This is a genomic window from Pseudomonas sp. NFR16 (assembly GCF_900108875.1).
In the GTDB taxonomy this organism is placed as follows: Bacteria; Pseudomonadota; Gammaproteobacteria; order Pseudomonadales; family Pseudomonadaceae; genus Aquipseudomonas.
Genome location: NZ_FNYJ01000001.1, coordinates 1,853,964 through 1,870,550, shown reverse-complemented (window position 1 = coordinate 1,870,550; position 16,587 = coordinate 1,853,964). Strand labels below are relative to the sequence as shown.

Here is a 16,587-nt window from a genome sequence, read left to right as displayed (position 1 = left end):
CGCGCCCGCACCGCTCATGCCGCTCTTTTCATCTGCGCACAAATCACCAACCATTTGCCGCGCCTCTCAAGCAGTGCTAAAACTTCAAGCGTCCGACGCTGTTTCATACAAGGGATTTGCCTATGTCAGTAACCTCCGATCGTTCCCCCGACGAGCAGCAACTGACCATCAAGATCAAGGGACGCTTCGATTTTTCGACGCATCAGGATTTTCGCGGAGCCTATGAGAAAGAAACCAAGGCGAAGCGGTACGTGGTCGACCTGAAAGAAACCAATTATCTGGACAGTTCGGCGCTGGGCATGCTCCTGCTGCTGCGTGACCACGCTGGCGGCGAACGGGCGGATGTACGGCTGGCAAACTGCAACCCCGACGTCGTCAAAATCCTCGCGATTTCCAACTTCTCCAAACTTTTCAACATCGGCTGATGGCGCTGTCTGCGGCTGAACGCCTGACGGTTCTGATCGCCGACGACAACGCCAGTGACCGCATGCTGCTGTCGGCGATCGTCAGCCGGCAGGGCCATGACGTGCTCGCGGCCAGTGATGGCGCCGAAGCCGTCGGCCTGTTCGAACGCAGGCGTCCGCAGTTGGTGCTGATGGACGCCATGATGCCGGTGATGGATGGCTTCGAAGCTGCGCGGCGGATCAAGGAGCTGGCCGGCGAGTCGCTGGTGCCGATCATCTTTCTGACCTCGCTGACCGAAGGCGAGGACCTCGCCCGTTGCCTCGACGCCGGCGGCGACGACTTCGTCGCCAAACCGTACAACCCGATCGTGCTGGCGGCGAAGATCAACGCGATGAACCGCCTGCGCCTGCTGCAGGAGACCGTTCTGCAGCAGCGCGACATGATCACGCGCCACCACAAATACCTGCTCAACGAGCAACGCGTTGCCAAGGCCGTGTTCGACCAGGTCGCGCACTCCGGTTGCCTGAGCGCGCCGAATATCCGTTACCTGCAGTCGCCTTATGCGTTGTTCAACGGTGACCTGTTGCTCGCCGCCTGGGCACCGTCGGGCAACATGCACCTGCTGTTGGGCGACTTCACCGGACACGGTCTGCCTGCCGCGGTGGGCGCCATGCCGCTGGCCGAAGTGTTCTACGGCATGACTGCCAAAGGTTATGGCCTGCCGGAAACGCTGCGTGAGATGAACGCCAAGCTCAAGCGCATTCTGCCGGTGGACATGTTCTGCTGCGCCGCGCTGATCTGCGTGAACTTCAAACAGCAACTGGTGGAAGTCTGGAATGGCGGGTTGCCGGACGCTTATCTGCTGCACGGCGACGGCCGGCCGCACACGCCTCTGGTGTCGACTCACGTGCCGCTGGGCGTGCTGAGCGCGGGCAGTTTCGACGACAACACCCAGGTTTATCCCTTTGGTGCTGGCGACCGGGTGTTTCTGCTTTCCGACGGCGTGGTCGACAGCACCGATGAGAGCGGCGAGCTGTTCGGCGCCCGGCGTCTGCAGAATGTGCTGGTGACCAACCGCAACCCGGCGTTGCTCATCGAAGAGGTTCAGTGGGCGCTGGCGCGATTTCGTGGGCAGGCCCGCGACGACGTCAGCATGGTCGAGGTCGCTTACACCGAGCCGGATCTGCTCGGCCCGCCGTCGGTCATCTACACCGACAGCGGCGACTCCAGCCCGCTGGACTGGGGCGCCAGCTTCGAGTTTCGTGCCTCGACGCTCAAGCGCTTCAACCCGCTGCCGTATCTGCTGCAGTTGCTGCAAGAAGTTCATGGCCTGCGCTTGCAGAGCAGCGAGCTGTATATTGTGCTTTCCGAGTTGTACAGCAATGCGCTGGAGCATGGCGTGTTGGGGCTGAATTCGGCGCTCAAGCGCGACGCCGAAGGGTTCGGCCTCTATTACACACTGCGGGCCGAGCGACTGGATGCATTGCAGGACGGCTTCATTCGCATCGCTTTTCAGGTGATTCCGGCGGGCAGTGGCGGGCGCCTGACCATCAGCGTTCAGGACAGCGGCGCCGGTTTCGATGCCTGCCATGTGCTGTCACTGCCGCCCGCGGTGAACCAGTTGTCAGGCCGCGGACTGTCCCTGGTAAGACAGCTCAGTGACCGCTGTCAGTGGACCGACGGAGGCCGCACGGCCAGCGTGGAATTCGCCTGGGAGGGTCTGGCATAATCCGCGATTCTTGATCAAGGAGTGAACAAGTTGACTGAACATGTGGATGTGGCCGCGCTGAGTACGCTGCGCGAGGTGATGGACGGCGAATACCCCAGGCTGCTGGAAGTGTTCATCAAGGATTCCGAGGAGCGCATTGGGGAATTGAACCGTCTGATGCTCGCGCCAGGTGTGAGACCAATGTCGGGGGAGGCGCTTCGACAGCTGGGCATGATGGCGCACAGCTTCAAGGGCAGCAGCGGCAACATGGGTGCGACGCGACTCTCCGAACTGTGCCGTGAGCTGGAAGACGCCGGTCGCGCTTCCGTCCCGGTCAGTGACGACGAAGTCCAGAGAATGGTGGCAGCGATCGAAGAAGAATTTCGCCTCGTGCGGGCATTTTTCGATCAAGAGTTGCACACCTGCCTGTCCGGCCACTGAGCCGGCTTTTTCCGATTTTCCAAAACTGGCCCGCCATTTGCTTTGTCTCTGTGCAATCGTGCTCTTGCGGAGATCAACATGGCCCTCGCCAACAACCCATTACTGACTGCTCTGACGGCTGCCAAAGCCCAGAAAGCCAGTGCCACCACCACGGCGAAGGCGCCGGACCCCGTCAAGGACAACACTTCCAGCTTCTCTGACGTGTTCGCCAGGCAGGCTGCGCCCAAGGCGAACGGCGTCGATGACAGCCCGTCCAAGCCTTCCAGCGCCAAGAGTTCGGCAGCGGACAACAAGCACGCCGCCAGCAATTCGTCTGCCGCCCCCGACAAGACCGTTGCCGATAACGGCAAAGGCTTGCCTGCCAAAGCAGTCTCTGGCAAGAACGACAGCGGAAGCGACAAAGACACCCGCGACGACAGCGACGAGGATGACACCTCGAGCACGGCCGACGGCGCTGCCGCTGCCGCAGTGGCCGCCGCAGTGCCAGACCCGACGCTCGATCCGAGTCTGGTCGTCACGCCGCCTGTCCAGCCTGAGCTGCCTGTTGCGCAGCAGCCTGAACAGCAGCCGGTGGTCGATCCGGCGCTGCTGGCCAATGCTGCGCCGGTCATTGCAGCACCAGTTGTGCAGGCACCTACTGATGCGACCGACGAGAAGTTCGACCCCTCGGCCGATCCGCTCGAAGGCCTGACCGCCGTTCAGGTCGCGCTGGAAAACAAAGCCCAGCAGGCGGCGAAAACCACAGGCGCGACGGCGGATGCCGGCAAAACCTCCGGCAAGCAAGACCCCAATGTCGATCCTTCGCAGCTGCTCGCCAATAACCTGTCAGCACTGGGGGATAAACCCGTGGACGACAGCACCACGGAAGGCGGTGGTGACAAGGCGTTCAGTGGTTTGCTGGCTGACGGACTGAAAGACGTGAAGGGTGCGAGCGCCGATACGCGGGTGGACAATTTCGCTGAGCGTCTGGCGGCCTTGTCGCAAGCCGCGCAGGCGAAGACCGGTGCAGCACCGGCCACGCCTCTGCTCAATCAACCGCTGGCGATGAATCAGGGCGGCTGGACTGAAGGTGTCGTCAACCGCGTGATGTACCTGTCCAGCCAGAACCTCAAGCAGGCTGATATCCAGCTCGAACCGGCTGAGCTGGGACGGCTGGACATCCGTGTCAATATGGCGGCGGATCAGCAGACTCAGGTGACGTTCATGAGCGCCCATGTCGGCGTGCGCGAAGCGCTGGAAAGCCAGATGTCGCGCCTGCGTGATTCGTTCGTTCAGCAGGGCATGGGCCAGGTTGACGTCAATGTGTCCGACCAGTCACGCAACATGCAGCAACAGGCGCAACAGCAATCGGGCGGTGACAATCAGCGCGGCAATGGCACCGGCAGGGCAAACGGCGGCAGCGACCTGATCGCTGACGGCGCGCCGGTCGACGCGGCGACTGCAGCAGCGAATGCGCCGTTGACGGTGGTGGGTTCCAGCGCGGTCGATTATTACGCTTAAGAGCAGCTTTAAGCTGCAAGCTGTAAGCGGCAAGTAAAGGCAAGATCAAAAGCGGCGGGTGTCTGGGGAATGTCAATTTCTTCAGCCTCGCCGCTTCTGCTTTTACTTGTCGCTTGAAGCTTATAGCTTGCAGCTGCACTTGTGGCACAACCCTTGCTCCTGCTCTGTCACGCAACACTGAACCCCTTGGATAGTGACGGATTATTGGCATGGCGAAGAGCGACGACGCAGTTAAAGACCCCGCAAAGAAAGGCAAGCTCAAGATCATCATTCTGGTTGTGGTGGGTTTGCTGCTGGCCATCGGTCTGTCGGTCGGTGCCACCTGGTTCATCATGCACAAGTCCGAGAGCAAGCCTGATCCTGCCGTTGCCGCCGAGGCTGCCAACGTCAAGAAGGAAGCGATTTTCGAACCTCTCACGCCACCCTTTGTCGTTAACTACAACGTCAACGGTCGTCAGCGATACATGCAGGTCAGCATTACGCTGCTGGCCCGCGATCACGCTGATCTCGAAGCGCTGAAGGTGCACATGCCGGTTATCCGCAACAACCTGGTGATGATGTTCTCCGGTCAGCCGTTCGATACCATCGCCACACCGGTGGGCATGGAGATGCTGCGCCAGAAAGCCGCTGCCGTGGTCCAGGAAGTGGGCCAGAAAGAGCTGAACAAGAGCGTCATCGAACAAGTACTCTTCACTAACTACGTACTGCAGTAGGACCACGACATGGCCGTGCAAGACCTGCTGTCCCAGGATGAAATCGACGCGCTGTTGCATGGCGTGGACGATGGTCTGGTGCAGACCGAAAGCGTCATCGAACCGGGCAGCGTCAAAAGTTATGACCTGACCAGCCAGGACCGCATCGTCCGCGGACGCATGCCGACCCTGGAAATGATCAACGAGCGTTTCGCCCGCTATACCCGCATCAGCATGTTCAACCTGCTGCGTCGTTCTGCCGACGTGGCGGTGGGCGGGGTGCAGGTGATGAAGTTTGGCGAATACGTGCACTCGCTCTACGTGCCGACCAGTCTGAACCTGGTCAAGATCAAACCGCTGCGCGGCACCGCGTTGTTCATCCTGGACGCCAAGCTGGTGTTCAAACTGGTGGACAACTTCTTCGGTGGCGACGGCCGTCATGCCAAGATCGAAGGGCGTGAATTCACCCCGACCGAACTGCGCGTGGTGCGGATCGTGCTCGATCAGGCCTTCATTGACCTGAAAGAAGCCTGGCAGGCGATCATGGAAGTGAACTTCGAGTACATCAACTCGGAAGTGAACCCGGCCATGGCCAACATCGTCGGCCCGAGCGAGGCGATCGTCGTGTCGACGTTCCACATCGAGCTGGACGGCGGTGGCGGTGACCTGCACGTGACCATGCCGTACTCGATGATCGAACCGGTCCGCGAAATGCTCGACGCCGGCTTCCAGTCCGATCTCGACGATCAGGACGAACGCTGGGTCAACGCGCTCAAGCAGGACGTACTGGATGTCTCGGTGCCCTTGCGGGCCACGGTCGCCAGTCGTCAGCTCAAGCTGCGCGACATCCTGCACATGCAGCCCGGTGACGTGATCCCGGTGGAACTGCCGGAAAACCTGATCATGCGCGCCAACGGTGTGCCGTCCTTCAAGGTCAAGCTCGGTTCACACAAGGGCAATCTGGCCCTGCAAGTGGTCGAACCGGTAGAACGTCGCTGACACTTTGTCGTCAGCAAATGAATGTGCTGTGTAAACGAATCAATGCTCGCCGAGGACAACCATGGCTGATGAAAACGATATGAACTCCGCTGACGATCAGGCCCTGGCCGATGAGTGGGCGGCTGCGCTGGGCGAAGCCGGAGAGGGTGGTCAGTCGGACATCGACGCACTGCTGGCTGCCGATGCCGGTCATTCCTCTACCAATCGCATGGCGATGGAAGAGTTCGGCAGCGTGCCGAAAAACAATGCTCCCGTTTCGCTGGATGGCCCGAACCTGGATGTGATTCTCGACATTCCGGTGTCGATTTCCATGGAAGTGGGCAGTACCGACATCAACATTCGCAACCTGCTGCAGTTGAACCAGGGCTCGGTGATCGAGCTGGACCGTCTAGCGGGCGAGCCGCTGGACGTGCTGGTCAACGGCACGCTGATCGCCCACGGCGAAGTGGTTGTGGTGAACGAGAAGTTCGGCATCCGCCTGACCGACGTGATCAGCCCGAGTGAACGCATCAAGAAGCTGCGCTGAATGAGCGGTTTTCTGAGAACGCTGTCGGGCTTGCCGCTGCTGGCGATGTCTTGGGTGGTGATGGCAGCCGATCCGGCAGCGCCCGCTGCGGCGCCTGCCGCTGCAGCCTCGGCGACGACTCCGGCGCCTGCCGCGCCGCAAGTGGCCGGCGCGCTGACCAGCGGCATCGGCGGTCAGTTGCTGCAACTGGTGCTGGGTCTGCTGCTGATCATCGGCCTCATCTTCGTGCTGGCCTGGCTCATGCGCCGGGTTCAGCGCGCGGGCCCTGCGGGTAATCAGGTGATCGAACTGGTCGGCTCGCGGGCGCTGGGTCCGCGCGATCGGCTGGTGCTGGTTCAGGTCGGCAACGAGCAAGTGCTGCTGGGTGTATCGCCCGGCAGCATCACGGCGTTGCACGTCATGAACGAGCCAGTCGAAGTGCCCGAGAGCCAGAACGCCACACCGGAATTCGCCAGGCGGTTGATGGAAGCGCTCGGCAACAAAGGGCTGAGCGGGCAGCGCGTGGGTAAAGACAGCTTCGGCAACCCGGATCGGAAGGATAAGAACTGATGCGCATTGTTTTGACGCTGCTGTTGTTGCTGGCAGCGCCGCTGGCGTTCGGCGCCGACCCGCTGTCGATTCCGGCGATCACGTTGGGTACCGGCGCGAACGGCCAGCAGGAGTATTCGGTCAGCCTGCAGATCCTGCTGATCATGACGGCGCTGAGCTTCATTCCGGCGTTCGTCATGCTGATGACCAGCTTCACCCGCATCATCATCGTGTTTTCGATCCTGCGTCAGGCGCTGGGCCTGCAACAGACGCCGTCCAACCAGATCCTGACCGGCATGGCGCTGTTTCTGACGCTGTTCATCATGGCGCCGGTGTTCGATCGTGTGAACACCGACGCGTTGCAACCGTATCTGGCCGAAAAACTGACGGCCCAGGATGCGGTCGCCAAGGCGGAAGTGCCGGTCAAGGACTTCATGCTGGCGCAGACCCGGTCCAGCGACCTCGAGCTGTTCATGCGCCTGTCCAAGCGCACTGACATCGCTTCGCCCGATGCCGCGCCGCTGACCATCATCGTCCCGGCGTTCGTGACGTCCGAACTCAAGACTGCGTTTCAGATCGGCTTCATGATTTTCATCCCGTTCCTGATCATCGACCTGATCGTCGCCAGCGTGTTAATGGCCATGGGTATGATGATGCTCTCGCCGCTGATCATTTCCCTGCCGTTCAAACTGATGCTGTTCGTGCTGGTGGATGGCTGGGCGTTGGTCATCGGCACGCTGGCCGGCAGTTTCGGTGGCGTATGAACCTGTTTGACGAGGAGTGCGCAGCATGACCCCGGAAGTGGCAATCGATCTGTTTCGCAGCGCGTTGTGGTTGACGACCACCATGGTGGCCATTCTGGTCGTGCCCAGTCTGATCGTGGGTCTGATCGTGTCGATGTTTCAGGCGGCCACGCAGATCAACGAGCAGACCTTGAGCTTCCTGCCGCGTCTGCTGGTGATGCTGGTGACCCTGATCGTCATCGGTCCGTGGCTGGTGCGCACGTTCATGGAATACATCATTTCGCTGTACACCAGCATTCCGCAAGTCATCGGCTGAGTCACGAATGGAACCTGTGCTGGCGCTGACCGACACGCAGATCAGCACGTGGGTGGCGGCGTTCATGTTGCCGCTGTTCCGGATCGCTGCGGTGCTGATGACCATGCCGATCTTCGGCACTACGCTGGTCCCCAACCGTGTGCGTCTTTATCTGGCGCTGGCGATCACCGTCGTGATCGCCCCCAGCCTGCCGCCGATGCCGCCGGTTCACGCGCTGGACTTGAGTGCGTTGCTGCTGATCGCCGAGCAAATCATCATCGGCGCGGCGTTCGGGCTGTCGCTGCAGCTGTTTTTTCAAGCCTTCGTCATTGCCGGCCAGGTCATCGCCGTGCAGATGGGCATGAGCTTCGCCTCCATGATCGACCCGATCAACGGAGTGTCGGTGGCGGTGATCGGCCAGTTCTTCACGATGCTGGTGACCTTGCTGTTTCTCTCCACCAACGGGCATCTGGTGGTGTTCGAAGTGCTGATCGAAAGCTTTACCACGCTGCCGGTGGGTGAGGGGCTGATGCTCGCCAATTTCTGGGAGCTGGTGCTGCGCCTGGGCTGGGTGCTCGGCGCGGCGCTGATTCTGGTGCTGCCGGCGATCACCGCGTTGCTGGTGCTCAACATCGCGATGGGCGTGATGACCCGGGCGGCGCCGCAGCTGAACATCTTCACCATCGGTTTTCCGTTGACGCTGGTGCTGGGCATGTGGGTCCTGTGGGTCTCGCTCGGCGACATTCTCACTCAATACCAACCGCTGGCGGTCGACGCCTTGCAGTTGCTCAGGGACATGGTCAAGGCGCGCTGACATGGCTGAAAGCGAGAGCGGTCAAGACAAAACAGAAGACCCCACGGACAAACGCAAACGTGAGGCCAGGGAGAAGGGCGAGATCGCCCGCTCCAAGGAACTGAACACCGTCGTCGTGATGCTGGTCGGTGCTGCCGGGTTGTTGGCATTCGGCGGTTCGATGGCCGAGATGATGATGCAGTTGATGCGCGACAACCTGACCATCACCCGCGAGACCTTGATGGACGAGCGCAGCATGACGCTGATGCTGATGGTTTCGGGCAAGGCGGCGTTGTGGTCGATCCAGCCGCTGCTGGTGGCGCTGACCATCGCCGCCCTGGTCGGGCCTGTGTCGCTGGGCGGCTGGCTGTTCGCGGCGGGCTCGCTGGCGCCCAAGTTCAGTCGGCTGAACCCGGCGGCCGGTCTGAAACGCATGTTCTCGCCCAAGGCGCTCATCGAGCTGGTCAAATCGTTCGCCAAGTTCTTCATCGTGCTGATCGTCGCGGTCGTGGTGTTGATGAAGGACAAGAACGACCTGCTCGCCATCGCGCACGAACCCATGGAAATGGCGGTCATCCACAGCCTGCAACTGGTGGGCTGGAACACGCTGTGGATGTCGTTCGGGCTGCTGATCATCGCAGCGGTGGATGTCCCGGTGCAGCTGTGGGAAGCACGCAACAAGCTGATGATGACCAAGCAGGAAGTGCGCGACGAGCACAAGGACAACGAAGGCCGGCCGGAGGTCAAGCAGCGGATTCGCCAGCTGCAGCGCGAGATGTCCCAGCGGCGGATGATGTCGGCGATTCCGGAAGCCGACGTAATCATCACCAACCCGACTCACTATGCCGTTGCACTCAAATACGACGCGGACAAGGGCGGGGCGCCGGTGCTGTTGGCCAAGGGCAGCGATTTCCTGGCGCTGAAGATCCGCGAGATAGCGGCCCAGCATCAGATCCTGCTGCTGGAGTCGCCGGCGCTGGCGCGCTCGATCTACTACAGCACCGAGCTGGAACAAGAAATTCCGGCAGGGTTGTACCTGGCGGTGGCGCAGGTGCTGGCCTACGTCTATCAGATTCGCCAGTTCCGTCAGGGGCGCGGCAAGCGGCCTGATCCGCTGCGTGAAGATTTGCCGATTCCGCCGGATTTGAGACGGGATTCTTAGGGTTTATCTCCGCTAATCTGATGCCCTTCTTCCGATCGTTCCCACGCTCCGCGTGGTAATGCCGCCCCGGACGCTCTGCGTCCCACGGGCTAAGTGACGCGGAGCGTCGAGGGATGCATTCCCACGCGGAGCGTGGGAACGATCAACTGACGCACCGCGCACCCCGTAGCACCGGCTTTAGCCGGGAAGAGCTCCTGCTTTTGCCGTTGCTTTGATCTTCTAAGCGGTAGTCCAAACACCATAAAACGCGACTTCGGTGCAGGCTGAACGCAGGTCTTGCGCAGTGGGCCGGGTAGCATGGATGCGGCGAGCGCGCCGTCAGGACATTACGATCGTTCCCACGCTCCGCGTGGTAATGCCGCCCCGGACGCTCTGCGTCCCACAGGCTAAGTGACGCGGAGCGTCAAGGGATGCATTCCCACGCGGAGCGTGGGAACGATCAACTGACGCACCTGACACCCCGTAGGACCGGCTTCAGCCGGGAAGAGCTCCTGCTTTTGCCGTTGCTTTGATCTTCTACGCGGTAGTCCAAACACCATAAAACGCGACTTCGGTGCAGGCTGAACGCAGGTCTTGCGCAGTGGGCCGGGTAGCATGGATGCGGCGAGCGCGCCGTCAGGACATTACGATCGTTCCCACGCTCCGCGTGGTAATGCCGCCCCGGACGCTCTGCGTCCCACAGGCTAAGTGACGCGGAGCGTCAAGGGATGCATTCCCACGCGGAGCGTGGGAACGATCAACTGACACACCGCGCACCCCGTAGGACCGGCTTCAGCCGGGAAGAGCTCCTGCTTCTGTTTTAGGCGGACTCTCTTGATCCAGGCGTCGGAAGCAACGACGCAAACTTCCAAATCCAAATACTGGCATTCTGATATTTTTAGCCCGCTGCCAATGTTGGACAGGTTTTTGCAACACCTGCATTACAACGCCTCTGGCGTCAAAGTTTTGGTTAACGCGCAGGTAAAAAATCGGTGGATCGCTCTCAGTTAATCTCTAACGCACGCATCGGACTGGTCGGCCTCGGCCGTGGTCAGTTGGGCGTGCCGTTGCTGTTGCTGGTCATGCTGGCAATGATGATGTTGCCGATGCCACCCTTTTTGCTGGACGTGTTCTTCACGTTCAACATTGCCCTGTCCATCGTCGTGTTGCTGGTCTGCGTTTACGCACTGCGCCCGCTGGATTTTTCGGTTTTCCCGACCATCCTGCTGATCGCCACGCTGTTGCGCCTGGCGCTGAACGTCGCTTCCACCCGCGTCGTGATGCTCCACGGTCAGGACGGCCACGCCGCCGCCGGTAAGGTGATCCAGGCCTTCGGTGAAGTGGTGATCGGCGGTAACTACGTCGTCGGTATCGTGGTGTTCGCGATTCTGATGATCATCAACTTCGTCGTGGTGACCAAAGGTGCCGGCCGTATTTCCGAGGTGAGCGCGCGTTTCACCCTCGACGCGATGCCCGGCAAGCAGATGGCGATCGACGCCGACCTCAACGCCGGCCTCATCGATCAGCCGGAAGCCAAGCGTCGTCGTCTGGAAGTCGCCCAGGAAGCCGAGTTCTACGGTTCCATGGACGGTGCCAGCAAGTTCGTGCGCGGTGACGCCATCGCCGGTCTGTTGATCCTGTTCATTAACCTCATCGGCGGCATGCTGGTGGGCATCCTCCAGCACAACATGACCTTCGCCGACGCCGGCAAGGTTTACGCGCTGCTGACCATCGGTGACGGTTTGGTGGCGCAGTTGCCTTCGCTGCTGCTGTCGACCGCCGCAGCGATCATGGTGACCCGTGCTTCCGGTTCCGAAGAGATGGGCAAGCTGGTCGGGCGCCAGATGTTTTCGTCGCACAAGGCGCTGGCCGTCTCGGCGGGCATCATGGTGGTCATGGGGCTGGTGCCGGGCATGCCGCACTTCTCGTTCATCAGCCTGGGGCTGCTGGCTGCCGGGGGCGCGTACCTGCTGTGGAAAAAGCAGAACATGGTCAAGCTGGCCGCGATTCAAGAGGTCAAGCGTCAGCAAGAGTTGCTGCCTGCGCCGAGTCGTGCGCAGGAATCCAAAGAGCTGGGCTGGGATGACGTCACCCCGATCGACATGATCGGCCTGGAAGTGGGCTATCGTCTGATTCCGCTGGTGGATCGTAATCAGGGTGGTCAGTTGCTGGCGCGGATCAAGGGCGTGCGCAAGAAGCTTTCCCAGGAGCTGGGCTTCCTGATGCCAACCGTTCACATCCGCGACAACCTCGACCTGGCGCCCAGCGCCTACCGCCTGACGCTGATGGGCGTGACGCTGGCCGAAGCCGAGATCTACCCAGACCGGGAGCTGGCGATCAACCCAGGTCAGGTATTTGGCAGTCTGAACGGCATCAATGCCAAAGACCCGGCGTTCGGTCTGGAGGCTGTCTGGATCGAAATCAGCCAGCGGGCGCAGGCACAGTCGCTGGGTTACACCGTGGTGGACGCCAGCACTGTTGTGGCAACCCACCTGAACCAGATTCTGTACAAGCACTCTCATGAGTTGATTGGCCATGAGGAAGTCCAGCAATTGATGGCTTTGCTGGCCAAGGGATCGCCAAAACTTGCCGAGGAACTGGTGCCGGGCGTGTTGTCGCTGTCGGCGCTGCTCAAGGTGCTTCAGGCGTTGCTGGCCGAGCAGGTCCCGGTGCGCGATATCCGCAGCATTGCCGAGGCTATCGCCAACAACGCTGCGCGGAGTCAAGATACCGCCGCATTGGTCGCAGCCGTACGGGTCGGTTTGTCCCGGGCAATCGTGCAAAGCATTGTCGGCATTGAGCCGGAGCTGCCTGTTATCACGCTTGAGCCAAGGTTGGAACAGATATTGCTCAATAGTCTGCAGAAGGCTGGACAGGGTCAGGAAGAAGGCGTTCTGCTCGAACCGAGCATGGCTGAGAAACTTCAGCGCTCGTTGATCGAAGCAGCGCAGCGTCAGGAGATGCAGGGTCAGCCGGTCATTTTGTTGGTCGCAGGTCCGGTTCGCGCCATGTTGTCCCGCTTTGGACGCCTGGCTGTTCCGAATATGCATGTTTTGGCTTATCAGGAAATTCCTGACAATAAGCAAGTCACCATCGTAGCGACTGTCGGGCCGAACGGCTGAGGTAGTGAGTTATGCAAGTTAAGCGTTTTTTCGCCGCCGATATGCGACAAGCCATGAAGCTGGTTCGTGATGAGCTGGGCGCCGAAGCGGCCATCATCGGCAACCGGCGCATTGCCGGCGGCGTGGAACTGACTGCCGCGCTGGACTACAAATTGTCTGCGCTGGCGCCGCGTGTGCCGAACATCGAGCTCGAAGACGAGCTGCGCAAGACTCAGTCGCGCATCGTCACCGCTCAGGCTGAGCTGACCCACCGCAGCGAGCTGGACACTGTCGCCAATCGTCAGTTGTTCGCAGGGCTGGCGATGGATGACAGCAAGCAGATCGAGCCGACGCTTGAAGAACCGTTTCGCCCATCGATGCATGCGGCCATGGCGGCCGATCGTGCCGAACGCGCCGAGCGTCCCGTGGAGCCTGCGGTCAGCCAGCGCGCCTACGACTCGATGCGCTCCGAATTGAACGGGCTGCGCGAACTGCTGGAAGTCCAGCTGGGTTCGCTGGCCTGGAACCAGCTGCAAGGCAGCCGCCCGCAACAGGCTAATCTGTGGCGTCGTCTGCAACGCATCGGCCTGTCCGGTCCGCTGTCGCGTGATCTGCTGGCGATGGTGCCCGAAGGTGGCGATCAGGCGCACACCTGGCGCATGTTGCTGGCCCATCTGGCGCGCATGATCGCAACGCCGGACGTGGAGCCGCTGGAAGAGGGCGGTGTGATTGCGATGGTCGGTCCTGCCGGTATGGGCAAGACCACCACGCTGGCCAAACTGGCCGCCCGTTATGTGTTGAAATACGGCGCGCAGAATATCGCGCTGGTGAGCATGGACAGTTTCCGTATCGGTGCTCAGGAACAGCTTAAAACCCTAGGCCGGATCCTCAACGTGCCAGTGACGCACGTCGATCCGGGCCAGTCTCTGGCGCAGGCGCTGGAGCCGCTGCTGCGCAAGCGCGTGGTGTTGATCGACACCGCGGGCCTGCAAGCCAGCGATCCGGCCTTGCGCCTGCAGTTGGAGAGCCTCGCCGGTCGTGGCATCCGTGCCCGCAACTATCTGGTACTGGCCACCACCAGCCAGAAGCAGGTGCTGACGGCGGCGTATCACAGTTACAAGCGTTGCGGTCTGGCCGGGTGCATCCTGACCAAACTCGACGAGACGGCCAGCCTGGGCGAAGTCCTCAGCCTGGCGGTCACTCACGAACTGCCCGTGGCCTATCTCACCGATGGTCCACGGATACCGGACGATCTGCATTTGCCACGCCGGCACCAGTTGGTAAGCCGGGCTGTCAGTGTGCAGATGCAGGAGGAGCCTAGCGAGGAAGCGATGGCGGATATGTTTGCGGATCTTTATCACAGTCCCGGCAAGCGTGCGGGCTAGGTAGGGAAAATGACACTGGAATATACCTGCATCGATGGTCTGCCAGGCATTGTTCACACTCTGAACGTGCAGCCCTACATGTGGCTTAGGTCTAAGCAAGACAAGGTAAAAAATTAACATGGGCAGCATGCATCCCGTACAGGTTATCGCGGTGACCGGTGGCAAAGGTGGCGTCGGCAAGACCAACGTTTCAGTGAATCTTTCACTGGCGCTGGCCGAGCTCGGGCGTCGCGTCATGTTGCTGGACGCCGATCTGGGTCTGGCCAACGTCGACGTATTGCTGGGGCTGACGCCCAAACGCACGCTTGCGGATGTCATCGAAGGCCGCTGCGAGCTGCGCGACGTGCTGCTGCAGGGGCCGGGCGGCGTACGCATCGTGCCGGCCGCTTCCGGCACCCAGAGCATGGTGCACCTGACACCGGCGCAGCATGCCGGTCTGATTCAGGCGTTCAGCGACATCGGCGACAACCTGGATGTGCTGGTGATCGATACCGCTGCCGGGATCGGCGAGTCGGTGGTCAGCTTCGTGCGCGCCGCTCAGGAAGTCCTGCTGGTGGTGTGCGATGAGCCCACTTCGATCACTGACGCTTACGCGCTGATCAAGCTGCTCAACCGCGACTACGGCATGAACCGCTTCCGCGTGCTGGCCAACATGGCACAGAGCCCGCAGGAAGGGCGCAACCTGTTCGCCAAGCTGACCAAAGTGACTGACCGTTTCCTCGATGTCGCGCTGCAATACGTTGGCGCCGTTCCGTACGACGAGTGCGTGCGCAAGGCGGTCCAGAAGCAGCGTGCGGTGTACGAAGCGTTCCCGCGTTCCAAATGTGCGCTGGCGTTCAAGGCCATCGCGCAGAAGGTCGATACCTGGCCGCTGCCGGCGAACCCGCGCGGTCACCTTGAGTTTTTCGTTGAACGCCTGGTGCATCAGACCAGCGCAGGGCCCGTGTCATGACCGCAAGTGGCTATCGCATGTACAGCAAATCATCCAAAGATTCTCAGTACGAACTGATCGAGCGTTACGCCCCGCTGGTCAAGCGCATCGCTTACCACCTGCTGGCGCGCCTGCCGGCCAGTGTTCAGGTCGAGGACCTGATCCAGGCCGGCATGATCGGTCTGCTCGAGGTGTCGACCAAGTACGACTCCACCAAGGGCGCGAGTTTCGAGACCTATGCGGGTATTCGTATTCGCGGCGCGATGCTCGACGAAGTGCGCAAGGGCGACTGGGCGCCACGCTCGGTTCACCGGAATACGCGCATGGTCAGCGACGCGATTCGTGCAATTGAAGCAAAAACCGGCCGTGACGCTAAAGATCACGAGGTTGCTGCCGAACTTCAATTGAGTCTCGATGATTACTACGGGATTTTGAACGATACCCTGGGCAGTCGCCTGTTCAGCTTCGACGACCTGTTGCAGGACGGCGAGCATGAAGGGCTGCACGAGGACGGCGCGAGCCAGTCGCTGGAGCCGTCGCGCGATCTGGAAGATGAACGTTTCCAGGCTGCGCTGGCGGATGCCATCGCCAATCTGCCGGAGCGTGAACGCCTGGTGCTGGCGCTGTATTACGACGAAGAGCTGAACCTCAAGGAAATCGGTGAGGTCCTGGGGGTCAGCGAATCTCGGGTCAGCCAGCTGCATAGCCAGTGCGCCGCGCGGTTGCGTGGACGGTTGGGAGAGTGGCGCGCGCGCTGATTCATCGCACGTGAACAGGGTGTTCGCGTGTTGCAAGTAAGACCGGCTGTGCTGAATGTGGTGTGGGAAGCAGGAGAGACAAGGCAGGAGCCGGTCGGATCAGGTCTTTGAACGGCCTGTTGCGCCGTGTTCGTGACCCCTCGATGTGCACCATTCCTTATTATTTTCGTAGAGCCGATCACTGGGTTGTGCCGGTATTGATTGAACGCGCGTCCAGGTGCTGGGCGCGTTAAAGACTGCTTGGAGGTCGAATTGGACAAGAACATGAAAATCCTCATCGTTGATGACTTCTCAACGATGCGGCGGATCATAAAAAACCTGTTGCGTGACCTTGGGTTCACCAACACGGCCGAAGCAGATGACGGTACCACCGCATTGCCGATGCTGCAGAGCGGGGCTTTTGACTTTCTGGTGACTGACTGGAACATGCCCGGCATGTCTGGCATCGACCTGTTGCGTCAGGTCCGCGCCGACGAGCGTCTGCGTCACTTGCCGGTATTGATGGTCACTGCCGAAGCCAAGCGCGAGCAGATCATCGAAGCCGCTCAGGCCGGTGTGAACGGCTACGTGGTCAAGCCATTCACCGCGCAAGTGCTCAAAGAAAAGATCGAGAAGATATTCGAGCGCGTCAATAGCTGATG

Annotated in this window: 17 protein-coding genes; all 17 read left to right on the top strand. The window is 60.8% G+C overall.

Annotated features, from left to right (window positions below; genetic code table 11):
• The first annotated feature begins 122 nt into the window (after window positions 1–122).
• A complete protein-coding gene (locus BMZ10_RS08305; protein ID WP_093459645.1) occupies window positions 123–425 on the top strand; it encodes an STAS domain-containing protein in 303 nt (100 codons plus the stop codon).
• Window positions 425–2,134 carry a fused response regulator/phosphatase gene (locus tag BMZ10_RS08300; protein ID WP_093459642.1) on the top strand — a complete coding sequence of 570 codons (1,710 nt, stop codon included), beginning with the start codon at window positions 425–427 and terminating at the stop codon, window positions 2,132–2,134. Before BMZ10_RS08305 ends, BMZ10_RS08300 begins: the two co-directional genes overlap by 1 nt.
• A gap of 21 nt (window positions 2,135–2,155) precedes the next feature.
• A complete protein-coding gene (locus tag BMZ10_RS08295; protein WP_256214404.1) occupies window positions 2,156–2,554 on the top strand; it encodes an Hpt domain-containing protein in 399 nt (132 codons plus the stop codon).
• Between the two features lie 78 nt (window positions 2,555–2,632).
• Window positions 2,633–4,054 (top strand): flagellar hook-length control protein FliK, encoded by a 1,422-nt coding sequence (locus tag BMZ10_RS08290; protein ID WP_093459635.1) that lies wholly within the window; start codon window positions 2,633–2,635, stop codon window positions 4,052–4,054.
• Window positions 4,055–4,263: 209 nt separating this feature from the next.
• Window positions 4,264–4,767 carry a flagellar basal body-associated protein FliL gene (gene fliL, locus BMZ10_RS08285; RefSeq protein WP_093459632.1) on the top strand — a complete coding sequence of 168 codons (504 nt, stop codon included), beginning with the start codon at window positions 4,264–4,266 and terminating at the stop codon, window positions 4,765–4,767.
• A 9-nt stretch (window positions 4,768–4,776) separates the two neighbouring features.
• A complete protein-coding gene (gene fliM, locus BMZ10_RS08280) occupies window positions 4,777–5,745 on the top strand; it encodes a flagellar motor switch protein FliM (protein WP_093459629.1) in 969 nt (322 codons plus the stop codon).
• A gap of 61 nt (window positions 5,746–5,806) precedes the next feature.
• On the top strand, window positions 5,807–6,271 hold the full coding sequence (gene fliN, locus BMZ10_RS08275) for a flagellar motor switch protein FliN (protein WP_093459627.1): 465 nt from the start codon (window positions 5,807–5,809) through the stop codon (window positions 6,269–6,271).
• Window positions 6,272–6,331: 60 nt separating this feature from the next.
• A complete protein-coding gene (fliO, locus tag BMZ10_RS08270) occupies window positions 6,332–6,820 on the top strand; it encodes a flagellar biosynthetic protein FliO (protein ID WP_371265953.1) in 489 nt (162 codons plus the stop codon).
• A complete protein-coding gene (fliP, locus tag BMZ10_RS08265; protein ID WP_093459621.1) occupies window positions 6,820–7,563 on the top strand; it encodes a flagellar type III secretion system pore protein FliP in 744 nt (247 codons plus the stop codon). Before fliO ends, fliP begins: the two co-directional genes overlap by 1 nt.
• Before the next feature lie 25 nt (window positions 7,564–7,588).
• Entirely contained in the window at window positions 7,589–7,858 is a 270-nt protein-coding gene (fliQ, locus tag BMZ10_RS08260; RefSeq protein ID WP_093459619.1) for a flagellar biosynthesis protein FliQ, read from the top strand.
• Window positions 7,859–7,865: 7 nt separating this feature from the next.
• Entirely contained in the window at window positions 7,866–8,651 is a 786-nt protein-coding gene (fliR, locus tag BMZ10_RS08255) for a flagellar biosynthetic protein FliR (protein ID WP_093459617.1), read from the top strand.
• A 1-nt stretch (window position 8,652) separates the two neighbouring features.
• Complete coding sequence (gene flhB / locus BMZ10_RS08250; RefSeq protein ID WP_093459614.1) at window positions 8,653–9,792, top strand: flagellar biosynthesis protein FlhB; 1,140 nt, start codon at window positions 8,653–8,655, stop codon at window positions 9,790–9,792.
• Between the two features lie 971 nt (window positions 9,793–10,763).
• The gene (gene flhA / locus BMZ10_RS08245; RefSeq protein ID WP_093459611.1) at window positions 10,764–12,893 is read left to right on the top strand and encodes a flagellar biosynthesis protein FlhA; all 2,130 of its coding nucleotides are present in this window, start codon (window positions 10,764–10,766) and stop codon (window positions 12,891–12,893) included.
• An 11-nt stretch (window positions 12,894–12,904) separates the two neighbouring features.
• Window positions 12,905–14,257 (top strand): flagellar biosynthesis GTPase FlhF, encoded by a 1,353-nt coding sequence (gene flhF / locus BMZ10_RS08240; protein WP_093459608.1) that lies wholly within the window; start codon window positions 12,905–12,907, stop codon window positions 14,255–14,257.
• A gap of 118 nt (window positions 14,258–14,375) precedes the next feature.
• Window positions 14,376–15,209 carry a flagellar synthesis regulator FleN gene (fleN, locus tag BMZ10_RS08235; RefSeq protein ID WP_062385964.1) on the top strand — a complete coding sequence of 278 codons (834 nt, stop codon included), beginning with the start codon at window positions 14,376–14,378 and terminating at the stop codon, window positions 15,207–15,209.
• Window positions 15,206–15,946: an RNA polymerase sigma factor FliA gene (fliA, locus tag BMZ10_RS08230; RefSeq protein WP_093459605.1), complete on the top strand. Its 741-nt coding sequence runs from the start codon at window positions 15,206–15,208 to the stop codon at window positions 15,944–15,946. Before fleN ends, fliA begins: the two co-directional genes overlap by 4 nt.
• Before the next feature lie 264 nt (window positions 15,947–16,210).
• Window positions 16,211–16,585 carry a chemotaxis response regulator CheY gene (locus BMZ10_RS08225; protein WP_175500148.1) on the top strand — a complete coding sequence of 125 codons (375 nt, stop codon included), beginning with the start codon at window positions 16,211–16,213 and terminating at the stop codon, window positions 16,583–16,585.
• The last annotated feature ends 2 nt before the right edge of the window (window positions 16,586–16,587 follow it).

Bases quoted from the DNA above. Each gene is read 5' to 3' on its own strand.
- BMZ10_RS08305 (WP_093459645.1), top strand. From the start codon at position 123: ATGTCAGTAACCTCCGATCGTTCCCCCGACGAGCAGCAACTGACCATC.
- BMZ10_RS08300 (WP_093459642.1), top strand. From the start codon at position 425: ATGGCGCTGTCTGCGGCTGAACGCCTGACGGTTCTGATCGCCGACGAC.
- BMZ10_RS08290 (WP_093459635.1), top strand. From the start codon at position 2,633: ATGGCCCTCGCCAACAACCCATTACTGACTGCTCTGACGGCTGCCAAA.
- fliL (WP_093459632.1), top strand. From the start codon at position 4,264: ATGGCGAAGAGCGACGACGCAGTTAAAGACCCCGCAAAGAAAGGCAAG.
- fliM (WP_093459629.1), top strand. From the start codon at position 4,777: ATGGCCGTGCAAGACCTGCTGTCCCAGGATGAAATCGACGCGCTGTTG.
- fliN (WP_093459627.1), top strand. From the start codon at position 5,807: ATGGCTGATGAAAACGATATGAACTCCGCTGACGATCAGGCCCTGGCC.
- fliO (WP_371265953.1), top strand. From the start codon at position 6,332: ATGGCAGCCGATCCGGCAGCGCCCGCTGCGGCGCCTGCCGCTGCAGCC.
- fliP (WP_093459621.1), top strand. From the start codon at position 6,820: ATGCGCATTGTTTTGACGCTGCTGTTGTTGCTGGCAGCGCCGCTGGCG.
- fliQ (WP_093459619.1), top strand. From the start codon at position 7,589: ATGACCCCGGAAGTGGCAATCGATCTGTTTCGCAGCGCGTTGTGGTTG.
- fliR (WP_093459617.1), top strand. From the start codon at position 7,866: ATGGAACCTGTGCTGGCGCTGACCGACACGCAGATCAGCACGTGGGTG.
- flhB (WP_093459614.1), top strand. From the start codon at position 8,653: ATGGCTGAAAGCGAGAGCGGTCAAGACAAAACAGAAGACCCCACGGAC.
- flhF (WP_093459608.1), top strand. From the start codon at position 12,905: ATGCAAGTTAAGCGTTTTTTCGCCGCCGATATGCGACAAGCCATGAAG.
- fleN (WP_062385964.1), top strand. From the start codon at position 14,376: ATGGGCAGCATGCATCCCGTACAGGTTATCGCGGTGACCGGTGGCAAA.
- fliA (WP_093459605.1), top strand. From the start codon at position 15,206: ATGACCGCAAGTGGCTATCGCATGTACAGCAAATCATCCAAAGATTCT.
- BMZ10_RS08225 (WP_175500148.1), top strand. From the start codon at position 16,211: ATGAAAATCCTCATCGTTGATGACTTCTCAACGATGCGGCGGATCATA.